This window comes from Cryobacterium sp. M96, from assembly GCF_002929845.1.
In the GTDB taxonomy this organism is placed as follows: Bacteria; Actinomycetota; Actinomycetes; order Actinomycetales; family Microbacteriaceae; genus Cryobacterium; species Cryobacterium sandaracinum.
In genome coordinates this window covers 33,739-54,859 of sequence record NZ_PJJS01000048.1, presented here as the reverse complement: position 1 = coordinate 54,859, position 21,121 = coordinate 33,739, and the positions used below count along the sequence as shown (strand labels likewise).

Annotated in this window: 17 protein-coding genes and 1 tRNA gene; 4 read left to right on the top strand and 14 right to left on the bottom strand. The window is 67.8% G+C overall.

What is annotated here, in order from left to right; translation table 11 throughout:
- Positions 1-4 precede the first annotated feature (4 nt).
- The 3 genes from eno to CXY79_RS09180 all read right to left on the bottom strand — a co-directional run bounded on the left by eno (position 5) and on the right by CXY79_RS09180 (position 3,807).
- Complete coding sequence (eno, locus tag CXY79_RS09190) at positions 5-1,285, bottom strand: phosphopyruvate hydratase (protein ID WP_104100833.1); 1,281 nt, start codon at positions 1,283-1,285, stop codon at positions 5-7.
- Between the two features lie 106 nt (positions 1,286-1,391).
- On the bottom strand, positions 1,392-2,648 hold the full coding sequence (gene hisS, locus CXY79_RS09185) for a histidine--tRNA ligase (protein WP_104100832.1): 1,257 nt from the start codon (positions 2,646-2,648) through the stop codon (positions 1,392-1,394).
- Positions 2,649-3,051: 403 nt separating this feature from the next.
- Positions 3,052-3,807, bottom strand: coding sequence for a MazG family protein (locus tag CXY79_RS09180; protein WP_104100831.1), 756 nt, complete (start codon positions 3,805-3,807; stop codon positions 3,052-3,054).
- Between the two features lie 88 nt (positions 3,808-3,895).
- On the opposite strand from CXY79_RS09180, the gene CXY79_RS15975 reads away from it, so the two are divergent.
- Positions 3,896-4,066, top strand: coding sequence for a hypothetical protein (locus CXY79_RS15975; RefSeq protein WP_158250261.1), 171 nt, complete (start codon positions 3,896-3,898; stop codon positions 4,064-4,066).
- 183 nt (positions 4,067-4,249) lie between these two features.
- Here CXY79_RS15975 and mfd read toward each other — a convergent pair whose 3' ends face one another.
- Genes mfd through CXY79_RS09165 form a run of 3 tightly spaced genes read right to left on the bottom strand, consistent with a single transcriptional unit; the run spans position 4,250 to position 9,160 of the window.
- Complete coding sequence (mfd, locus tag CXY79_RS09175) at positions 4,250-7,876, bottom strand: transcription-repair coupling factor (protein WP_104100830.1); 3,627 nt, start codon at positions 7,874-7,876, stop codon at positions 4,250-4,252.
- Positions 7,877-7,928: 52 nt separating this feature from the next.
- Positions 7,929-8,510: an aminoacyl-tRNA hydrolase gene (gene pth, locus CXY79_RS09170; RefSeq protein ID WP_104100829.1), complete on the bottom strand. Its 582-nt coding sequence runs from the start codon at positions 8,508-8,510 to the stop codon at positions 7,929-7,931.
- Positions 8,511-8,548: 38 nt separating this feature from the next.
- On the bottom strand, positions 8,549-9,160 hold the full coding sequence (locus CXY79_RS09165; RefSeq protein WP_104100828.1) for a 50S ribosomal protein L25/general stress protein Ctc: 612 nt from the start codon (positions 9,158-9,160) through the stop codon (positions 8,549-8,551).
- Positions 9,161-9,553: 393 nt separating this feature from the next.
- On the opposite strand from CXY79_RS09165, the gene gndA reads away from it, so the two are divergent.
- Complete coding sequence (gndA, locus tag CXY79_RS09160) at positions 9,554-10,957, top strand: NADP-dependent phosphogluconate dehydrogenase (RefSeq protein WP_233191394.1); 1,404 nt, start codon at positions 9,554-9,556, stop codon at positions 10,955-10,957.
- Between the two features lie 1,305 nt (positions 10,958-12,262).
- Positions 12,263-12,631 carry a hypothetical protein gene (locus CXY79_RS09150; protein ID WP_104100825.1) on the top strand — a complete coding sequence of 123 codons (369 nt, stop codon included), beginning with the start codon at positions 12,263-12,265 and terminating at the stop codon, positions 12,629-12,631.
- A 97-nt stretch (positions 12,632-12,728) separates the two neighbouring features.
- Here the strand turns inward: CXY79_RS09150 and CXY79_RS09145 are convergent, their stop codons facing one another.
- The 3 genes from CXY79_RS09145 to CXY79_RS09135 form a co-directional block, all read right to left on the bottom strand.
- Complete coding sequence (locus CXY79_RS09145) at positions 12,729-13,706, bottom strand: ribose-phosphate diphosphokinase (protein ID WP_104100824.1); 978 nt, start codon at positions 13,704-13,706, stop codon at positions 12,729-12,731.
- The gene (gene glmU, locus CXY79_RS09140; protein ID WP_104100823.1) at positions 13,707-15,131 is read right to left on the bottom strand and encodes a bifunctional UDP-N-acetylglucosamine diphosphorylase/glucosamine-1-phosphate N-acetyltransferase GlmU; all 1,425 of its coding nucleotides are present in this window, start codon (positions 15,129-15,131) and stop codon (positions 13,707-13,709) included.
- Positions 15,132-15,193: 62 nt separating this feature from the next.
- A tRNA-Gln gene (locus CXY79_RS09135) sits at positions 15,194-15,265 on the bottom strand.
- 123 nt (positions 15,266-15,388) lie between these two features.
- Here CXY79_RS09135 and CXY79_RS09130 point away from each other — a divergent pair.
- Positions 15,389-15,880: a MarR family winged helix-turn-helix transcriptional regulator gene (locus CXY79_RS09130; RefSeq protein WP_104100822.1), complete on the top strand. Its 492-nt coding sequence runs from the start codon at positions 15,389-15,391 to the stop codon at positions 15,878-15,880.
- A 1-nt stretch (position 15,881) separates the two neighbouring features.
- On the opposite strand, the gene CXY79_RS09125 is transcribed toward CXY79_RS09130, so the two are convergent.
- The 5 genes from CXY79_RS09125 to CXY79_RS09105 form a co-directional block, all read right to left on the bottom strand.
- A complete protein-coding gene (locus CXY79_RS09125) occupies positions 15,882-17,402 on the bottom strand; it encodes a CYTH and CHAD domain-containing protein (RefSeq protein ID WP_104100821.1) in 1,521 nt (506 codons plus the stop codon).
- Between the two features lie 87 nt (positions 17,403-17,489).
- Positions 17,490-18,263, bottom strand: a complete 774-nt coding sequence (locus tag CXY79_RS09120; protein ID WP_199186752.1) for a phosphate ABC transporter ATP-binding protein — start codon at positions 18,261-18,263, stop codon at positions 17,490-17,492.
- A gap of 224 nt (positions 18,264-18,487) precedes the next feature.
- On the bottom strand, positions 18,488-19,366 hold the full coding sequence (locus CXY79_RS09115; RefSeq protein WP_104100820.1) for a sortase: 879 nt from the start codon (positions 19,364-19,366) through the stop codon (positions 18,488-18,490).
- A 50-nt stretch (positions 19,367-19,416) separates the two neighbouring features.
- Entirely contained in the window at positions 19,417-20,010 is a 594-nt protein-coding gene (locus tag CXY79_RS09110; protein ID WP_134401716.1) for a hypothetical protein, read from the bottom strand.
- A 210-nt stretch (positions 20,011-20,220) separates the two neighbouring features.
- Positions 20,221-21,093, bottom strand: coding sequence for an LPXTG cell wall anchor domain-containing protein (locus CXY79_RS09105; protein ID WP_104100818.1), 873 nt, complete (start codon positions 21,091-21,093; stop codon positions 20,221-20,223).
- Positions 21,094-21,121 lie beyond the last annotated feature (28 nt).

Sequence of the window (21,121 nt, the reverse complement as noted above, 5' to 3'; positions counted from 1 at the left end):
CGAACTACGCCTTGAAGCGCGGGAAGGCAGAGCGGCCCGCGTACACGGCGGCCTCGCCCAGCTCTTCCTCGATGCGGAGCAGCTGGTTGTACTTCGCGACGCGCTCGCTGCGGGCGGGTGCTCCGGTCTTGATCTGGCCGGCATCCGTCGCAACCGCGAGGTCGGCGATGAAGGTGTCCTCGGTCTCACCGGAGCGGTGCGAGATGACGGCGGTGTATCCGGCGCGCTGCGCGAGGGACACCGCGTCAAGCGTCTCGGTCAGGGTGCCGATCTGGTTGACCTTGACCAGGATGGAGTTCGCGGTGCCGAGGGCCAGGCCCTTGGCAAGGCGCACCGGGTTGGTCACGAAGAGGTCGTCGCCGACGATCTGGACCTTGCCTCCGAGCTCGGCGGTGAGGTGAACGTAGCCGTCCCAGTCGTCTTCCTCGAGCGGGTCTTCGATCGAGACGAGCGGGTAGGCCGCAACGAGCTCGACGTAGTACGCGGACAGCTCCAGGGCGGTGAGTTCCTTGCCCTCGAAGTGGTAGACGCCGTCCTTGTAGAACTCGGAGGCGGCGCAGTCGAGCGCCAGACCGATGTCCTTGCCGGGCGTGTAGCCGGCGTTCTGGATGGCTTCGACGATGAGGTCGAGAGCGGCACGGTTGCTCGGCAGGTTGGGGGCGAATCCACCCTCGTCGCCGAGGCCGGTAGAGAGGCCCTTGGACTTGAGCAGCGCCTTGAGGGCGTGGTAGGTCTCGGTGCCCCAGCGGAGGCCCTCGGCGAAGGACTCGGCTCCGAGTGGGACGACCATGAATTCCTGAATGTCCACGTCGTTGTCGGCGTGGGAGCCTCCGTTGATGATGTTCATCATCGGGACCGGAAGGGTGTGTGCGTTCGGGCCACCGAGGTAGCGGAACAGCGGCAGGCCGGCCGAGGTCGCGGCGGCCTTGGCGACGGCCAGGCTGACGCCGAGGATAGCGTTGGCGCCGACGCGGTGCTTGTTGTCGGTTCCGTCGGTCTCGTTCAGGACGGCGTCGATGATGCGCTGGTCAGCGGCGTCGAGGTCCTCGACTGCCGGGCCGAGCTCGTCGATGACAGCGTCAACGGCCTTGCGGACGCCCTTGCCCAGATAACGTGACTTGTCGCCGTCATGCAGCTCGTAAGCCTCGAACGCACCGGTGGATGCGCCGGACGGAACGGCGGCACGGCTGACCGAACCGTCATCAAGCAATACCTCGACCTCAACGGTCGGGTTGCCTCTGGAGTCAAGAATCTCGCGCGCTACTACTGCCTCAATGAGAGCCACAGCTATCTCCTGTTTCCTATATTTTTTTAATTGTTGGGGTGTTGGTCTGAAGGAATCGAGGAAGACAGCGCCGTGTTCCAATCCCATAACAGTCTAGCGACTGGCCTCAGCCGCCGAGGGGACGGAAATCGAGTTCGCCCGCGCCGGAGGCATCCGCCCCGACGAACGAGTAGCGCCCGTAACCGGCTCCGGCCGCGCGTTCCAGCAGCGCCTTGACGTTCTTGGTGCGCTGTTCGAGGCGCACCCGGAGGCCCTGTTCGACCAGTGTTCGCTTGAGCGCCACGAGCCGGGCCGGGTCTGTTCCCTTGTCGTACACCAGTACGACGGCGTTCTCAGCGGATGCCGCATCCACGCCCAACAGGTCGACGATGCGCTCGAACCCGATCGAGAACCCGCAGGCCGGCACCTCGGTGCCGAGGAAGCGGCCGATCATGCCGTCGTACCGGCCGCCACCGCCGAGGGAGTAGCCGAGATCGGGGTGTGAGATCTCGAAGATGGTGCCGGTGTAGTAGCCCATCCCGCGCACGAGGGTCGGGTCGAACACGAGCCGAACCTCGGGCATCGCGGCGCGCAGCGCGAGCAGGTCGGCGAAGGCGTCCGTGTTGAGCCAGGCCGGCGGCGTCGGCTCGGCGGCCGTCCAGCCGGCATCGGCGATCTGAGTCAGGGTATCGGCCACGCCGTCGGTGGCGATGCCCAGGCCGGCGAGCTCCGTGACAACCCCGTCGACGCCGATCTTGTCGAGTTTGTCGATCACGATCAGCGCGCGTTCGTTCAGCTCGGGAGCCACGCTCCAATGGGCGAGCAGGGCGGTCAGGATGCGGCGGTCGTTGACGCGGATGGAGCACCCGGTCAGGCCGAGGGCGTCGAGCGCGGCGGCGGTCGCGGTGATCAGCTCAATCTCGGCAAGCAGGCCGGACTCGCCGATGATGTCGATGTCGCACTGCACGAACTGCCGGTAGCGGCCCTTCTGCGGACGCTCCGCCCGCCAGACCGGCGCGATCTGGATGGACCGGAACACCGTCGGAAGTTCCGCCCGGTGAGTCGCGTAGAACCGGGCGAGCGGAACGGTGAGGTCGAACCGCAGGCCCAGGTCGGCCAGCCCGAGCAGGTCGCCGGATGCGGCGGCGGCCGCGGCATCCGTCGGCTTCAACCCACGCTTCAGCACGGCGAAGGCGAGTTTCTCGTTGTCGCCGCCGAGCCCGGAGTGCAGTCGGGCCGCGTCTTCCATCACCGGGGTCTCGATCTCGTCGAAGCCGTGCGCCGCGAAGCTTCGCCGGATCACGGCCAGTGCGTGTTCCCGGGACGCCTTGTCGGCGGGGAGGAAGTCGCGCATGCCGCGGGGAGGGGTCACTGGTGTTGCCATAGCCCCAATTGTGTCAGTTCGGGTCGGCCCGTCGATTTCCGCCGGGACGCCCGACACGGTCTCTCATGCGATGTAGTGCAAGATGTCGAAGTGGTTGTCACCGGCGCCCTGGCGATGGTCAAGAGGGTGGACATCCAGGCCACTTCCTCGGCCTGCGCTGTGACCTGCTTCTCCTGGGCCAGCGCCAGGGCGATGCGAAGCAGACGGCGATGGCGATGAACTGCTGCGAGGCATCGAATTCGTCACCGATCTGAGCGGACAGAGGACCATTGACAGATGTCTGGCTCATGGTTGGACTGTTCCGCCACCGCCCTGTCGGCACCGCCGCGTGGCCTCAGCGCAGGCCTTCGCGCAAGCCTCAGCCGCGCAGGCCTCAGCCGCGCAAGCCTCAGCCGGGCAGGCCTCAGCCGGGCAGGCCGATGATGCCGGCGTCGGCAACGTCGCCGGCATCCGTCGTCTCGGCCTCGCGGATCTCGTCCTGCAGACCGCGGAGGGCCGTGCGCAGGGCACGTTCGGAGTCGAGCCCCTGACTCTTGGCCGCAGACACGATGGCCAGCAGCAGCGGGCCGAGCTGGCCCTCGGTCTCGATCGGAAGAGGGAACGCGGCCTCGGTGCCGAGCAGCCCGATCTTCTGGGCTCGGCCGAGCACCTTGTCGGCGAGCGCGAGCGCCGGCATACCCTGCGGGATCCCGTCGAGCACGCTCGTGCGGGAGGGCTTCTCCGCGGCCTTGAAATCGTCCCAAGCGAGGGCCACGTCGTCGGCCGTTTCCAGGTTCAGGTCGCCAAAGACATGCGGATGCCGCCCCACCATTTTCGCGGTCATATGCGCGGCGACATCGTGGATGTCGAAGTCTTCGCCCGCGGTGTGCGCCGCGAGGTCGGCGTGGAAGACCACCTGGTAGAGCACGTCGCCGAGCTCCTCGAGCATCTCGTCGCGGCTGCCCGACTCGATCGCCTCGATCAGCTCGTGCGTCTCTTCGGTCAGGTACTGCACCAGAGACTCGTGGGTCTGCTCTGCGTCCCACGGGCATCCGTCCGGTGCACGCAGGAGAGCCACCACGCGCACGAGTTCGTCGAGATTGGAGGCGGATGCCGAGGCGGATGCCGGGACAGATGCCGGGACGGATGCCGGGACGGTGGGATTCTCTGTAAAGGACACGCGACAACTCTAATCGCCCGGAATTGACGGAGTCTGCGGGGCCTGATCCGTCCCGTGAGGAGCCCCAGCCCCGGTCTATGCCGGCGCCATGATTTTCACGGAGGTGCCGCTGCCAGGCATCGGGATGCGGCGGGAGCTCACGGTGGCCGGCGAGCGCCGGGTAGGCGACCCAGTGTTCATCGTGGGTACCCGGAGCCGTTTGCGGGCCGCCGCCGCGATCCTGCGCCCGATGCCTGGCAGCGGCGCACCGGAGACCTGAGTGGAGTATCCGGCGTCGTACCAATTCGACGGAGATTTTCTCGAAGGAGCGCACTCTAGGTGTGTTTACGTCCGATTTGGACAGAATCTCCGTCGAATTCGTTCGGGACGGAACCGCTGAAAGACGGGTCGGACCCACGGCCACTCGTCAAGCGATCGCGACGGGCCACCCGGCCGCGGCGGGCTACGCGACCGCGACGACGGGACGCGGGAAGAGAGCGTCGAGTAGGTTGCCGGCCCAGGCGATCAGCGCCGCATCCCCAAGCGGTTCCCCGTTGATGCGCGGCATGGGCACGGTCAGCGCACCGTTCTGGGTGAAGTAGCGCGACCCGGGGTACATGCGCTGCAGGCGCACCTGCATCGAGTCGGCGAGGTTCGCCGGCGACACGCGCAGGTTCGAACCCATCGCGACGACCTCGCCGAGACTGGCCTGCTGGGCCAGCCACCGCAGCCGGGAGACCAGGATGAGGTTCTGCACCGGCTGGGGCGGCTCGCCGTAGCGATCGGTAAGTTCGTCGAGGACCAGGTCGATCTGGTCCTTCGCGGCCGTCGGCGAGCTTGCGGCGGACAGCTTCTGGTAGGCCTCGAGGCGCAACCGCTCGCTGTCGACGTAGTCTTCGGGGATGTGGGCGTCGACGGGCAGTTCGAGCCGCAGCTCCGTCTGGCCCTCCGCGACGTCGCCGCGGAAGGCGCTCACGGCCTCGCCGATCATGCGCAGGTAAAGGTCGAAGCCGACCCCGGCGATGTGCCCGGCCTGCTCGCCGCCGAGCAGGTTGCCCGCGCCGCGGATTTCGAGGTCCTTCAACGCCACCTGCATGCCTGCGCCCAGTTCGTTGTTCGCGGCGATGGTCGACAGCCGGTCGTGGGCGATCTCAGTCAACGGTTTGTTCTCGTCGTAGAGGAAATAGGCGTAGGCGCGCTCCCGGCCGCGGCCGACCCTCCCCCGCAGCTGATGCAACTGGCTGAGCCCGAACTTGTCGGCGCGGTCGATAATGATCGTGTTCGCGTTGGCGATGTCCAGGCCGGTTTCGATGATCGTCGTCGAGACCAGCACATCGAATTTGCGCTCCCAGAAGTCCACGACGACCTGTTCCAGCTGTGCCTCCGGCAACTGGCCGTGCGCCACGGCGATCCGTGCCTCCGGCACGAGCTCGGCCAGCTTCGCGGCCACCCGGTTGATGCTGGACACCCGGTTGTGCACGACGAAGATCTGGCCCTCCCGCAGCAGCTCCCGCCGGATGGCCGCGGCCACCTGGCGGTCGGAGTACGGTCCGACGAAGGTGAGGATCGGGTGCCGGTCCTCCGGCGGGGTGGCCAGGGTGGACATCTCCCGGATGCCGGTGACCGCCATCTCCAGCGTGCGCGGGATGGGCGTGGCGCTCATCGCGAGGATATCCACGTTGGTCTTGAGCTTCTTCAGCGCATCCTTGTGCTCCACGCCGAAGCGCTGCTCTTCGTCGATGATCACGAGGCCCAGGTCCTTGAACACGATGGAGTCCGACAGCAGCCGGTGGGTGCCGATCACGAGGTCGACGGTGCCGTCGAGCATGCCCGCCATAGTTTCGCGGGATTCCTTCTCGGTCTGGAATCGACTGAGCGCGCGCAGGTGCACCGGGAATCCGGCGAAGCGCTCCTGGAACGTCTCCATGTGCTGGCGCACGAGCAGGGTCGTCGGCACCAGCATGACGACCTGCTTGCCGTCCTGGATCGCCTTGAAGGCGGCGCGCACGGCCACCTCGGTCTTGCCGAACCCGACGTCGCCGGAGAGCAGCCGGTCCATCGGGATGGGCCGTTCCATGTCGGCCTTGACCTCGTCGATGGTGGTGAGCTGGTCGGGCGTCTCGGCGAACGGGAACGCCTCCTCCAACTCGCGCTGCCAGGGGGTGTCCGGCCCGAACGCGTGGCCCTTGCTGGCCATCCGTGCGGAGTAGAGCTTGACGAGTTCAACGGCGATGTCCCGCACGGCACGACGCGCCTTGGTCTTCGCGGCCGACCAATCGCTGCCGCCCATTTTGCTGAGCGTCGGCGCCTCCCCGCCGACGTAGCGGCTGACCAGGTCGAGCTGGTCGGTGGGCACGTAGAGCTTGTCACCCGGGTGCCCGCGCTTCGACGGCGCGTATTCGAGCACGAGGTATTCACGCTTGGTCTTGACCGGGTTGCGCCCGCCGCTGGAGACCTCACGCTGGGTGAGCTCGATGAACCGGCCGATGCCGTGGGTCTGGTGCACGACGTGGTCGCCGGCCTTCAGCTGCAGCGGGTCGACGACGTTCTTGCGCCGGCTGGCCAGCTTCTTCACCTGGCGCGCGTCGTAGCCCACGGTGCGGCCGTAGAATTCGGACTCGCTGACCAGGGAGAATTTCGTCTCCGGCAGTTCGAAACCGTGGTCGACGGATGCTTTCAGCAGGTAGGCGATACCGGCCTCGGGTCGGCTCGGCCATTCCGTGACGATCCGGGCGGGCAGCTCCCGCTCGGCCAGAACGTCGGCGGCGCGTTCGACCAGCCCGGCACCCTGGGCGACGATGCCGACGGTCCAGCCGGCCTTCAGCCGCTCGGCCAGGTGACCGACGGCGCCCTCGACGCTGCCTTGGAAGCTCGGCACGGCGTCGCCCTCGACCCGCACCGTGAGCAGGTCGTCGAGTTCCCGGTGCTCGGGCAGCACCGGGGCATCCGTCGGCGCCGCCTGGAAGGAGCTCAGGGTCCACCACACGTGCGCGGACGCCGGGGCGCCGGGCGCACTGAACTGCACGGCCTCCCGCAGCCGCCCGAGGGTGAGGAAGTCGCCCGACTCCAGGTCGATCGGCGCCTCGGCGCCCGCGGTCGCGGCGCTCCACGCCGCGCCCAGGAACTCCCGGTTGGTCTCGGCCAGGCTGATCGCCCGGGATGCGACGCGCTCGGGCGAGATGACGGCGACGGCCGCCTCCGCGGGCAGATAGTGGGTGATCGGCACGAGCCGGTCGACGAGAGCAGGTGCGAGGCTCTCCATGCCCTCGACCGGGATGCCCTCGGCGATCTTCGCGAGCAGGCCGGACAGGCTCGGGAACTCGTGCTGCATCTCACGGGCCCGCTGCCGAACGGCGGGACTGAGCAGCAGCTCGCGGCTCGGCGGCAGGCTCACCGAGTCGACCGGGGCAGGAAAGGAGCGCTGGTCCGAGACCGAGAACGCGCGGATCTGCTCGACCTCGTCCCCGAAGAACTCCACCCGGAAAGGGTGCGGGGCGATCGACGGGAAGACGTCGAGGATGCCGCCGCGCACCGCGAACTCACCGCGCCGCGTGACCATGTCCACCCGGGCATAGGCAACGTTGACGAGCTCACGTGCGATGGCGGAGAGGTCGTGACCACGTTGGCCGGCGACCAGGTCGATCGGCTCGTAGTCGGTGAGGTTGTCGGCCACAGGCTGCAGCGCGGCGCGCACGGAGGCGATGACGATCAGGGGGCGTCGGGCGACCGGGGCGCTCTCCTCCCACTCGCGCATCCGTCGCAGGGCGAAGAGGCGCTTGCCGACGATTTCGGCGCTGGGGCTGAGCCGCTCATGCGGCAGCGTCTCCCAGGCCGGGAAATCGATGATCTCGGCGTCGGCGGCGAAGCAGGCAAGGTTCTCGTGCAGCGATTCCGACTCCCGCCCGGTGGCGGTGATCAGCAGCAGGGCCGGGGCCTTGCCCAGCCGGGTGCGCTGCTCGAGCAGGGCGGCGAGCAGCGGGGCGCGAAGCCCCTCGGTGAGAGAGAAATCGACGTTCCGGTTCGCGAAGGCGAGGGCATTGTCGAATGTGGAGGCGCGCGAAAGTGTGGCAATTAAGCCCTGGAGAGTCACCGGAGCATTCTACGCAACCCAGCTGACAGCCAACCCGGGCGATCAAGGGGAATCAGGGGGCGTGGAACTTCTGCTGTGCGGCGGCGACGCCCTCGGCTGCGATGAGTTCGATCGCGTCGGCGGCATCCGTCAACAGGTTGGGCAAAGCCGAACGTTCCGGGGACGTGAAGTCGTGCAGCACGAAGTCCGCGGCCGGCTGCCGGCCAGGCGGGCGCCCGATGCCGACGCGGATGCGGATGAACTCGTTCGTACCCGCTGCGGCGATGATGTCGCGCAGGCCGTTGTGGCCGCCGTGGCCGCCGCCGACCTTGATCTTCATCGTGTCGAACGGGAGGTCAAGGTCGTCGTGGATGACGATCAGGTGCGCGGGCTCCAGCGAGTAGAAGCGAAGCAGCGCGGCCACCGGCCCGCCGGACACGTTCATGAACGTGTTCGGCTTGGCCAGCACCAGTTTCGGCCCCCCGGGGAAACTGCGCCCCTCGGCGACCGACGAATTCGTTTTGTGGTTCCTGAAAGCCGCCGACAGGCGGTCGGCGAGCACGGCAGCCACCATGTGGCCGACATTGTGTCGGTTACCGGCGTAGTCGGGCCCGGGGTTGCCGAGCCCGACTACGAGCCAAAGATTGTCGTCCAGGGGAATCCTCCGCTTACGACGAAACCAGAAGGGGATGACTACTCGGCGGGAGCGGCCTCGGCGTCGCCCTCGGCGACCTCGGCCTCTTCTTCCTCTTCCTCTTCTTCCTCGGCCGGCAGGTGCACGAACGCGACGACGGCGTCTTCGTCGGAGATGAGCGTGGCGCCCGTGGGGAGCACGACGTCCTTCGCGCGGATCTGGTCGCCGTCTTCGAGGCCCTCGATGGAGACCGGAAGGTTCTGCGGGATGCTGGTGGCCTCGACCTCGAGCAGGAGGGTCTTGGTGTCCAGGTCGGCGATGGTGCCGGGGGCCGACTCGCCGTTCAGGTGCACGGAAACCTCGACCTGAACCTTCTCACCCTTTCGGATGACGATCAGGTCGAGGTGCTCGATGATCTGGAGGAACGGGTCCTTCTGGACGTCCTTGACCAGGGTCAGGTGGCTCTTGCCGTCGATGTCCAGCTCGAGGACTGCGTTCGCGCGGCGCAGCAGCAGGCCGATCTGGTGCGCGGGGAGCGCGACGTGAACCGGGGTGGTGCCGTGGCCGTACATGACGGCGGGGATCTTGCCCAGCACGCGCAGCTTGCGGGCAGCACCCTTGCCGAACTTCACGCGCAGGTCGGCGACAATCTTGTTGGTGGCGTCAGCCATGGTGTTTCTCCTTGCGGACCGCTACGGCCCAGATCTGGTTTGCGGACGATGCCCGCAAAGGTGGGTACTGGTTCATTTTTCAACTCGAACGCGTGTCAGCGTGAGGAAAGGCCGTGAAGCATTCCGCCGCGTCGATAACGGATGCCGCACCCTCGGTTTCCCGGCGGGCGGCAGCCCTCGCCGAAGTTCAACTCGTAAGTCTAGCGGAGGCGACGGCGCGCGGCGAACGCGCGCAGCGGCATCCGTCACCGGCACCGCCCGCGTCACTCCACGTCACGGCCATGGGCCGAGCGACTAGCCTTGAAGGAGTTCTGAGAACAGATAGCTGAAGGAGCAAACGTGGCCGAAACCGGCGCAGCACAGGCAAACATTGGCGTAGTGGGACTGGCGGTGATGGGCTCGAACCTCGCCCGCAACCTGGCCAGCCGTGCGGGCAACACCGTGGCGGTGTTCAACCGCTCCCCCGAGCGCACCCGCCTGCTCACGACCGAGCACCCCGAGGCCGGCTTCGTCGCCTCAGAGACCATCGAGGAGTTCGTGGCGTCGCTGCAGAAGCCGCGTACCGCGATCATCATGGTGCAGGCCGGTGCGGGCACGGATGCCGTGATCAGCCGACTGACCACCCTGTTCGAGCCCGGCGACATCATCGTGGACGGTGGCAACGCCGACTTCCAGGACACCATCCGCCGCGAGAAAGAGGTGCGCGCCACGGGCGTGAACTTCGTCGGGGCCGGCATCTCCGGCGGCGAAGAGGGTGCCCTCAAGGGCCCCAGCATTATGCCCGGCGGCTCGGTGGAGGCCTACAAGACCCTCGGCCCGATCCTCGAATCGATCGCAGCCGTCGTCGACGGCGTCCCCTGCGTCACTCACATCGGCACGGATGGCGCCGGTCACTTCGTCAAGATGATCCACAACGGCATCGAATACGCCGACATGCAGCTCATCGCGGAGGCCTACGACCTGCTCCGCAAGGTGACCGGGCACTCCCCCGCCGCCATCGCCGATGTGTTCACCGAGTGGAACGAGGGTGACCTCGAGAGCTACCTGATCGAGATCACCGCCGAGGTGCTGCGCCAGGTCGACGCCAAGACCGGCCTGCCATTCATCGATGTCGTGCTCGACGAGGCCGGCTCGAAGGGCACCGGCGTGTGGACCGTGCAGAACGCGCTCGACCTGGGCGTGCCCGTCGGCGGCATCGCCGAGGCCGTCTTCGCCCGCGCCGTGTCCAGCCATCCGGAGCAGCGCGTCCCCGTGCGCGCCGCCATCACCGCGCGCCCGGAAATCGCCGTCGTCGGCCACACCTTCCAAGACGACGTGCGCCAGGCGCTCTACGCGTCGAAAGTCGTTGCCTATGCCCAGGGCTTTGACGCGATCATCGCCGGTGCGAAGAAGTACGGCTGGACCGTGGACAAGGGCGCCATCGCCACGATCTGGCGCGGCGGCTGCATCATCCGGGCCCAGTTCCTGAACCGCATCGTCGACGCCTACGCCAACGACCCGTCGATCGCCTCCCTGCTCGCCGACCCGTACTTCGCCCAGGCCGTCGCCGACGGCGAGTCGGCGTGGCGCCGCGTGGTCTCGACGGCGGCACTGTCGGGCATCCCGGTTCCCGGCTTCGCGTCGGCGCTCAGCTACTTCGACTCGCTCGCGAGTGAACGGCTCCCCGCCGCACTCGTGCAGGGCCAGCGCGACTTCTTCGGCGCGCACACCTATAAGCGCGTCGACATGCCCGGAACCTTCCATACCCTGTGGTCGGGGGACCGCAGCGAGATCGAGACCGAGGGCTCCTCGCTCTAGAGCCGCTCCTCCGGTGGCGCAACTGTTGCCGGAGCGGACGAGTGTTGCCCGCACACCGGCAACAGTTGTCCGCTCCGGCAACAGTTTTATGCGCTGGCAACACCTGTGTGTCAGCCGGCAGATTATCGGAGGACCGGGAGGCCTGCGGTCGTGAGGATGCGCAAGAGCGACCCGCGCTGGCGCACATCGGAGGGCCCCAGCGGGCCATGCGATTGCCTTCCGAGCGGAGGTCATCCTCGCGCACCTTCTCCCGGGTGACCGCCTCCCCGGGCGTGAGTCCCCGGAGATACTCCGCCTTCAGGTATTTGCCCTGCCCGTCGAACTCCCCGATCAGACGATAGGCCGGCCACTCGAAGTCGGTGAAGTAGAAGCCGCCGCGAGGGTTGCGATGGCACGTCTGCAGCAGGGGATCGGGGAAGCCCAGCTCGAAGATCGCCACACGACTGAGCGATTCACCCGGGTTGTCCGCATTGGGCCGTCCGAAGCGGATGGCCCGTTCCGCCTTCACCCACCCCCGGGGCGACACCGACTCCTGGAGTTTCTCGCGCAGCACCTCGTCCGTCAGGAAGACCTCCGGGGATGCACTTCGCGGATTGAGGGCATGATCGATCGCGACGACGGCTGTGGCGAAACTCCTGGTGCGCGCCAGGTCGAGCAGGGTGCGCGCGGGACTGGTCACGAGCATCCCGTCGATGTCGACGATGTCACCGTCGGGAACGTCGATGCGGTGGACCGTCACGCCATTCTTGCTCCGCGCCCGGGACTGCGGTGGTGCGAGCACGTGCACCGTGCTCGGCCAGGCCTCGGCCAGGGGAATCCCCCACACGGCCGCCGCCGATTGATGGCTGATCAGAGGGTCGCGCATTCGCGTGGCGACGACCGCGCGGATCTCGGCGAGGTGCCTCTGTCGCGGTGGGAGCGGCCCCCAGTGTTCCGTCGTGGTGAAGACACCGCGGCGTAGCCGTAGTGCACTCCTCCCGAACTGCGCCTCGCGCCGAAAGTGCCGGTCGTCTGACTCTGTGGCGGCGGCCCCGCCCGAGAGGTACAGCCCGGTGTGCTCGTCGATTCGCGCGTCAGCCATCTGCCGAGGTTCGCGGTGTGAGGCGGGTGCGGTGCCGCTCCCCCGTGTTCCGTGGGGCCCGCGCGGCCCGGGGAGCCTGGGGAGGGGTGGCCGCGTCGCTCCCGGCGGAACAAACGTTGCCGCAGCGGACGACTGTTGCCCGCACACCGGCAACAGTCGTCCGCTGGGGCAACTGTTGGGGAGGTTCAGCACGAAGCAGCCTTGTTTGCGATACTGGGAGCCTGATGACGAGCGACGACCACCCCGAACTCTCCGGTTACGAGCCGCTGGATGCCGGCCGGCCCCTGCGCAGTCCGCGCACCCTCCTGATCATGCGCATCGTCGTCGTGCTCGGGCTCGTGGCGCTGATCGTGCCCGGCATCCTAACGAGCGTGCAGGTGGCGACGACCACGGCCGCCAATGCGTGCAGCGTGGCCACGGCTCGGTACTATCCGGGCGCCGTCGACTTCGACGCCCGCTTCGAGCTGAACGGTCCGGGCGGCTTCGGCTGGCAGTGCTACGCGATCGATCTGAACGAGCGCGAGACATATGTCGTGCCGCTCGGCATCATTCCCTCGGCGCCCCGGGCGCCCAGCACCGAGATGCCGGCGTAGACCCGGTCCCGATCAGGACTGAGCCCCGACAGACTGGTGGCCGGTCACCGACATCAGTCGACGACCGGCCGGGGTTCGCTGTGCGAAGGGCCCGCGGCTATGCGGCGCCCTCGAACATCGAGGTGACGGAACCCTCGTCGAAGACCTCGTGGATGGCCCGTGCCAGAAGCGGCGCGATCGGCAGTACGGTGAGCGTGGGGAAGCGCTTCTCCTCGGGGATCGGCAGGGTGTCGGTGACGACGACCTCGGAGATCGCGGGATTCTGCAGCAGCTCCAGCGCCGGGTGGCTGAACACGGCGTGGGTGGCGGCGACGACGACGCCGATCGCGCCGGCGGCGCGCAGGGCCTCGGCGGCGAGAACGATTGTGCGGCCGGTGTCGATCATGTCGTCGACGATCAGGCAGACGCGACCCTCGACCTGGCCGACGATCTCGTGCACGGAGACCCGGTTGGCGACCTTCGGGTCGCGACGCTTATGGATGATGGCCAGCGGGGCGCCGAGCTTGTCGCTCCAGATGTCGGCGACGCGCACGCGGCCCATGTCGGGCGAGACGACAGTCAGGGTGGCCGGGTCGAGCTTCTCCTTGAAGTGCTCGAGCAGCACGGGCATGGCGAAGAGGTGGTCGACGGGGCCGTCGAAGAAGCCCTGTATCTGGGCGGCGTGCAGGTCGACGGCCATGATCCGGTCGGCTCCGGCGACCTTGAACAGGTCGGCGATCAGCCGGGCCGAGATCGGCTCGCGGCCGCGGCCCTTCTTGTCCTGGCGGGCGTAAGGGTAGAACGGCGCCACGACCGTGATGCGCTTGGCGGAGGCCCGCTTGAGCGCGTCGACCATGATCAGCTGTTCCATCAGCCACTCGTTGATCGGGTCGGTGTGCGACTGGATCACGAAGGTGTCCGAGCCGCGCACGCTCTCATCGAATCGCGCGTAGATCTCGCCGTTCGCGAAGGTGCGTGCGTCGGTGTGAACGAGTTCGGTACCAAGTTCCGTGGCGATGTCCAGTGCCAGTTGCGGGTGTGCTCGCCCCGAAACCAATACAAGTCGCTTTTCGCCGCTGGTCTTGATTCCAGACACCTAGTCTCCACTCTTTGCCGCAGCCGCCGCCGCATCGGTTCCTGGGCGGTTGGTCTGTACCCAGCCGTCCATATTGCGTTGTGGGGCCACGGTGAGGCCCAAGGCCCCGGCCGGCACGTCCTTACGGACGATTGTTCCGGCACCCGTGTACGCCCCGTCCCCAATCCTAATCGGCGCGACGAACACGTTGTGCGACCCGGTGCGCACGTGGGACCCGATCTCACTGTGGTTCTTGGTCACACCGTCGTAGTTAGCGAAGATCGTGCCGGCCCCGATGTTCGATCCGACTCCCACGGTCGCGTCGCCGACGTAGCTGAGGTGCGGCACTTTGCTACCCACGCCGATGGTCGCGTTCTTGGTCTCGACAAAGGTACCGATCTTGCCGTCAGCGCCCAGATTCGTGCCCGGGCGCAGATAGGCGAACGGACCGACGGATGCGCCGGCGCCGATGACCGCGAGCGTCGCATCCGTGCGCTTCACCACCGCGTTCTCGCCGATTTCACAATCGAGGAGGGTGGTGTCCGGGCCGATCACGGCACCGGTCTCGATCACGGTCGAACCGAGGATCTGCGTGCCCGGCCGGATGATGACATCCGGAGCCAGCTTCGCCTTGAGGTCGATCCAGGTGGTGGCAGGATCCTGCACGGTCACGCCGGCCAGCTGCCAGCCGTAGACGATGAGGCCGTTCAGCTGGCGCGCGGTCTCGCTGAGCTGGGACCGGTCGTTGATGCCGGCCACCAGCCAGGCGTCGGCGACCGGCACGGCCCGCACTTCGGCCCCGGCCTGGCGCAGCAGCCCGACCACGTCGGTGAGGTACTTCTCTCCCTGCGCGTTCTCGGTGGTGACGTTGGCCAGCTGCTCGCGCAACTCGGCTACGCGGAAGACGTAGACCCCGGCGTTCGTCTCGGAGATGGCACGTTCCTCGGCCGTCGCATCCTTCTGCTCGACAATGCGGTCGAAGGCGCCCTCTTCGGAGCGCACGATGCGGCCATAGCCGGTGGCGTCTTCCGGAAAGGAAGAGAGCACGGTGGCCGAGACGTCCCGGTCGCGGTGCGCGGCGACGAAACTGGCCAGCGTGGCCGCGTTGAGCAGCGGCACGTCGCCGCTGACCACGAGCACGTCGCCCTCGAAGTCATCGGGGAGAGCGGTGATGGCCTGCTCCACGGCCCGTCCGGTGCCGGGCAGCTCGTCCTGGTCGACGATCAGGCTCTCGGGCAGGTCCTTGCCGACGAGGGCGGCCAGCTGGTCGCGCTCGTGGCGCACCACGGTGACGACATGTGCCGCTTCGAGGGCGCGGGATGTCGCCAGCACATGGCTGAGAATGGGCAGACCGGCCAACTCGTGCAGCAGTTTCGGAGTGCTTGATTTCATGCGGGTGCCCTGGCCGGCGGCCAGCACGACGATTGCGAGTCGGGAATCAGTCACGGGGTTTCCTCTAGCTTCGGTGGAGCCGCCCGGGGAAGACCGGATGGTGACGCCATGCAGTGCTCCGCCGCCAGGACTCGAACCTAGACCTAACAGCTCCAAAGGCTGTCGTGCTGCCATTACACCACGGCGGAATTCGTCGACCGCGGGTCGACCAACGGTGACAAGTCTGCCAGATATCGCGCCGATAGCGCGCCCCGGCGCTCCTGGGACGCGCTCCTGCGCCGGTTGGCGTGCCCGAGCGGGATAATAGACGGATGCCCGCACATGACGAAGTCGACCGGATCGTTGACGCCTGGCTGCGCGAACGGCCCGACCTCGACTTCGCACCGCTTCAGGTGCTGTCGCGCGTGGCCCGTCTGTCCAAGCACCTGGACCGCGCCCGCCGCACCGCGTTCTCCCGCTCAGAGTTGGACTCCTGGGAGTTCGACGTGCTCTCGGCGCTGCGCCGCGCGGGGGCACCCTACGAGCTGAGCCCGAAGGCCCTGCTGCAGCAGACGCTGGTCTCCAGCGGCACGATGACCAACCGGATCGACCGGCTCGTCGAGCGCGGGCTGGTCACCCGGCGCACGGACCCCAATGACGGACGCGGCATTTTCGTGGGGATGAACCCGGCCGGGCTCACCCGGGTGGATGCCGCCATCACCCGGCTGGTCGACGCCGAGGCCGAATTGCTCGCCATGCTGTCGCCGAGCGAGCAGGCCGGTCTCGCGACCCTGCTGCGCAAGCTCAGCCTCGGCTTCGACTGAGTTATTTCGCGATCGAGGCCTTGGGAAAGTCCCGCCAGGTGCGGAAGAAACGCGCCTCCACGGCGGCGGCCCCGTTCTGTTCCACGGCGTGCAGCCGACCGTAGCTGAAGGCGTTCTCACCCTGCAGGTACGCGGCCATGCCGAGCCGGAGCAGCTTCTCCCGGGCGACGACGCTGTCCTGATGGTCGCCGAGGGTGTCCTGCACCTGCCGGGCCGCGGCCACGAGCCGCACCGCTCGGCTGCGCCGCAGCGGCGTGGCCGTCTCGGCCGCGTAGCGCAGCTGCTTGGCCCGTTTGCGCGCCTCGTGCAGCGCCTCGTCGCGCACAGCGCCCGACGGGGTGCCTTGCGCCAGGAAAACGGATGCGCGCAGCCGCTTCCAGTCCGCGCGGATCAGTTCGGGGATGACGATGCTCGCGGGCTTGTCCGCCGGAGGGAGCAGCGGCGGGGCGGCCAGCACGGCGTCGAGTGTGTCGAGCAGCCGGAAGTACCGCTCGGAGTCGAGGGCGGCGAGGGTCTGGCTGCAGGCACCCCGGATGACCGCCGCGAAATGTTCGTCGATGCGCTCCGTCAGCGGACCCACGACGAGTTCGGCCAGTTCCTGCCCGAGCCGGTGGGCGAGGCGCTGCCGGATCACCTCCGCGTCCCGGGCGGCGCCGAGCGAGCCGGCCAGCCAGCGCAGCTCGTTGCGGAGAGGCCCGGTGACCGCGGTGTCCAGACAGTCCCGGTAAGTGGACAGGACCGAGCGCAGGCGGCGGGTGGCCACGCGCATCCGGTGCACGCCGTCCACGTCGTTCTCTCGGACCCGGGCATCCTGAGTGCCGATCGCCCGCACCTGTTCGTGCACGTACTTCAGCAGCACGGCACCGGCGGAGCTCTTGCGGGTCGGCCGAGGTACTGGGACCGTGACGAAGGGCGGCAGAGCGTCGCCGAGGGCGCGGGCAAGTTTGGACGGGGTTCCGGATGGCTCCACGCCGACCGACGCGAGCCGCACCTGGGCGGCGTCGAGCAGGTCGCGGGAGCCGTGCACGAGCTCGACCTCCCATTCCCGCCAGGTCTGGCTGAGCGGCTCCGGCGCGAGCCGGTCGGCCTGCACCTCGTCGTCGCACACCTCGGCGAGCACCTGGTCGTCCTCGCCGACGAGTTCGTGCACCGTGCGTCGGGTGCGCAGCCGCACCACGGGCACCAGTGTGCGGCCGCGGAGCACCGCGCGCACAAGGTTGAGGATGGCCTCCGGGATGTGCTCCGGGTGCTCGCCCAGCGGCTCCCGAATCTCGCGACGCTCGTCAACGGCGACCGGGAGCTTGAGGTGCCAGCCGGCGTCGACTCCCCCGGTGCGGCGGCGCAGGGTCAGCCGCCGGCTGGCGAGGACCAAGTCGATGCTGTCGTAGTAGAGGGCATCGAGGTGGTGCTCGACGGGCGGCTCCACGTGGGTGACGCCCGGCAGGTCGTGCAGGGGCGGCAGCGTCGTCGCCGGGTTGACGTCGAAAGTGCGCTCGATCTCGGCATAGCCAGCGGAAGTCATGCTTCAGTGTAATTCGGCCAGGCGGCCCGGAGGGGAAAAGCTGACCCCCAGTTTCCGGCCGGTTCTCAGATCCCAGGCCGCCGATCGTTACCCGAACCGGCCGTTGACGTAGTCCGCGGTGCGCGGGTCGATCGGGTTGCCGAACATGGCGTCGGTGGGTCCGTGTTCCACGATCCCGCCGGGCGTGCCCTGAGCGGCGAGGAAGAAGGCGCAGTTCTGCGAGACGCGCTGCGCCTGCTGCATGTTGTGGGTCACGATCACGATGGTCACCTCCCGGGCGAGTTCGAGCATGGTCTCCTCGATCACCCGCGTCGACGTGGGGTCGAGGGCCGAGCACGGTTCGTCCATGAGCAGGATGCGCGGAGTCACCGCCAGGGATCGGGCGATGCACAGGCGTTGCTGCTGGCCGCCGGAGAGCCCGCCGCCCGGCTCCCGAAGACGGTCCCGCACTTCCTTCCACAGGCCGGCCTTGGTCAGGCAGCTCTCCACGAGGTAGTCCTTCTCGTCGTTCGAGGCACGCTGGCCGGTGAGGGTGAGGCCTGCGATGACGTTGTCGTAGATCGACATCGCCGGGAAGGGGTTGGGCTTCTGGAAGACCATCCCGATGTGTTTGCGGGCGTCGACGAGCTTGAGTTCCGGGTCATAGATGTCTACGCCGTCGAGGAGCACCTCTCCGGCCAGGCTTGCGGAGGGAACGAGCTCATGCATCCGGTTCAGGATGCGCAGGAACGTCGACTTGCCGCAGCCCGACGGCCCGATCAGCGAGGTGATGACGCCCGCGGGCATCACGAGGTTGACCCGGTCGAGAACCTGACGCTCGCCGAACCAGGCGGAAACGTTGCGGCCTTCGAGGGTGGCCAGTGGGGCGAGGTCCCCCACAGCCGCGTGGCCCGGGGCTTCCGGGGACAGGTCCTGGCCGGCCGGGCGTTTGCGCCACGGCACGGACAGGCGACTCGTCAGGGTCGGCACGGCGGATCGAGCCGGCGGGCGCAGCCTGCTCTCTCGCCGCCGTGGCGCCTTCTGTAGCGGCAGCACCTGCGTCGCGTCAGCGTTGATCATTTCGTCGTTCATGGACTCCATCGTTTCTACAGCAGGTTCGGAAGCAGGCGCACCACCTGGTCGGCCACGAACAGGCCGCCCACGGTGACGACGGGGAGGAAAACCGTCCAGGTTTTGCGGAGGCCGACGCGTCGATAGGCCCACACGGCGGCAAGCTCGACCAGCAGCAGGAACTGCAAGGCGAACACAAGCGCCCACACCGTTCTGGTGTCAGTGGCGAGCTCCCGGTCGACGGCAGGCAGGGTCACGAATGTGGTCGCTCGGACGCCCGCCGGTTTCGTTTCCGAAACGAGCTCAGCATCCACCCGGGCGATCCCGCTCGGCACAAACGCGGGGCCGCGAGCCGTCACGAGGATCAGGCGGCTCTTCCCCGCGCCGAGGGGAGCCGGCATGGGGTCACCCGCGTACCGAACGCCGAGAACGGAGAATTCCTGACGGCCCTGCCCGGTGATGACGGTGAACTGCTGCCCCGGTCGTAACTCCTGCAGTCGGGCGAAAGGGCCGCCGTAGGCAGCGGCGCGGCCCATGATGACGCTGTAGCCGGCCTGGCCCGGCAACACGGTATCGCGGCGGTGGCCCGGTCCGGCACGCAGGGTACCGGAGTCGGTTCCTTCGACGACCACCTCGTGCACCCCGATCGAGGGAATGTCGATCAGCGCCACTGGGGCTCCGGCCTCGAGCAGAACCTGCTCCACGGTGCCCTCGCTGACCGGGGCCGTGCCCTGAGCGAGCTCTGCTCGCAGCGAGTTCGTCAGCTGCTGCTGCGAGACGAAGTGCTGCACTTGGCCGAAAATCGTGAGGTTGGCGAGAAAGCCGAAGATGAGCACGGCAACGATCGTGAGCGTGGTGCGGATGGCCTGCTCGCGTGCGCTCAGCACCACGAATGGGCGCGGGGGCACGGGCATGCGCCGCGGCGGCGTTGGCAGCTTCGGTCGCCGGAGCGTTGTGGCAACCGTCACGATGTGACCGGCCCGTAGCCGAGTGCGAGGTCGGGCAGTGGGCGTCGCGACCGGCGGAGCCGAAGCAACTGGCGCACCGCCAGGACGAGCGCTGCCAGGAGCACGAGCATCGCCGTGAGGAACCACGGCAGGATGAGCGTGAACGAGTCGCGGGTCAGCGACCAGAGAGCCGTGCCAGCGATGTCCACGGGCGGAGTCATCGTCACGTGGCCTCGGAAGAAGGTCCACTGGCCGACATCTTCAAAGGTTGCCCTCATGGTGCGTGTCTCCCCCGGTGCGAGGTTGGCAACCTCGACCGTGTCGAGCGTCTGGACGGGCAGGTTGATCGCATTGTCGAGCCAGAACCGGAGGCTCGAGGTGATCGGGGCGGTGCTGACGTTCTTCATCGTGAACTCCAGGGTCAGGTCCCCACCTTCCGGCCCGATCTGCGGAGCGGGTAGCACGGTGAGCCCGCTGACATAGAAGAAATCGTGGATGTTCGTCGGCTCCCCGCTCATACCGCTAGGCCCATTCGTGGCAGCCTCGGCGCTCGCGGGGGTCGCGGTGAGCCCGGCAAGCCCGCAAATCAAGGACATTGCGATGAGGGTCACGGCCGTCAGGCGGGGCGGGGCAGTGGATGTGAGCACAATCAAGTTAGTCCATTCCAGGTTTCGGCATGCTGGACGCAGAGCAAACGACGGGGAAACGCGATCTCGCCCGCGAGCACCAATGCATCGACTCAACAGACGCATAGACGCCGACGAACGCCCGAAGGCCACGGGACAACTCGTCCCGTGGCCTTCGGACGTACGGTGTGCTGCCTACTTGTCAGCGCGGCGGAAGCGACGCGCGATAATCACGCCGGCCCCGGCCGCGAGGGCGAGCATGCCCGAAGCCAGCAGCGGAAGGGTGTTGGCGGTTCCGGTCGACGCGAGCTCCTTGTCGGCCTTCGTCGCTGCGGCAACGCGCTCTGACGAGCCAGACGCCGGGTTGCCCGACGAGCCGGAGTTGAGGCCCGGCGTCACAGCAGGAACCGCAGCCGGCGTCGCGGTCGGCGTCGGCGTCACAGTCGGCGTCGGCGTCGCGGTCGGCGTCGAAGTCGCGGTCGGCGTCGGAGTCGGAGTCGGAGTCGGCGTCGGCGTCACCGGCACATCGGCCTGCGGCAGGAACGTGAAGGCGCCGGTGACCGGAACGACGCTGATCGTACGGTAGAAGGCGGCGGTCACTGTGACACCAGAGTTCATCGTGCACGCGAGGCCCAGGCTGTAGTTGCCGCCGGCGTTCCTGGCCGCAGTCTGGGAGTTATTGATGAGCGAGATCGGCGCGAGGGTCGGGTTGAGCACGTTGCGTGTCGCTCCGTTGAACGCGAGGGGCGCGTACGCCTTCCAGGTGAGGACGGTGTTTTCGGTTCCGGGGGTGGCCAGGAAGGCGAAGATATTCGTTGAGTTCGCCGGGCAGGTGAACTCGCCGTTGATGTCGCCCTGAGTGGAGGAGCCGAAGAGGTCCTCCTTCCAGCCCCAGACGTAGCCGTCCGACTTCTGGACGGCATCCGTGTCGTACATGTAGACGGGAGCGGCAGAACCATTCGTCTGCGTTGCGGCTGTCGCGGCACTCGCCGCGGCCGTGGCTCCGGCGACCAGAGCGAGCGAAACGACGCCGGCGGCGACGAGACACGACTTCTTGTTGATCTTCATTTATTTACAGTCCTGTTCTTGGGCGGAG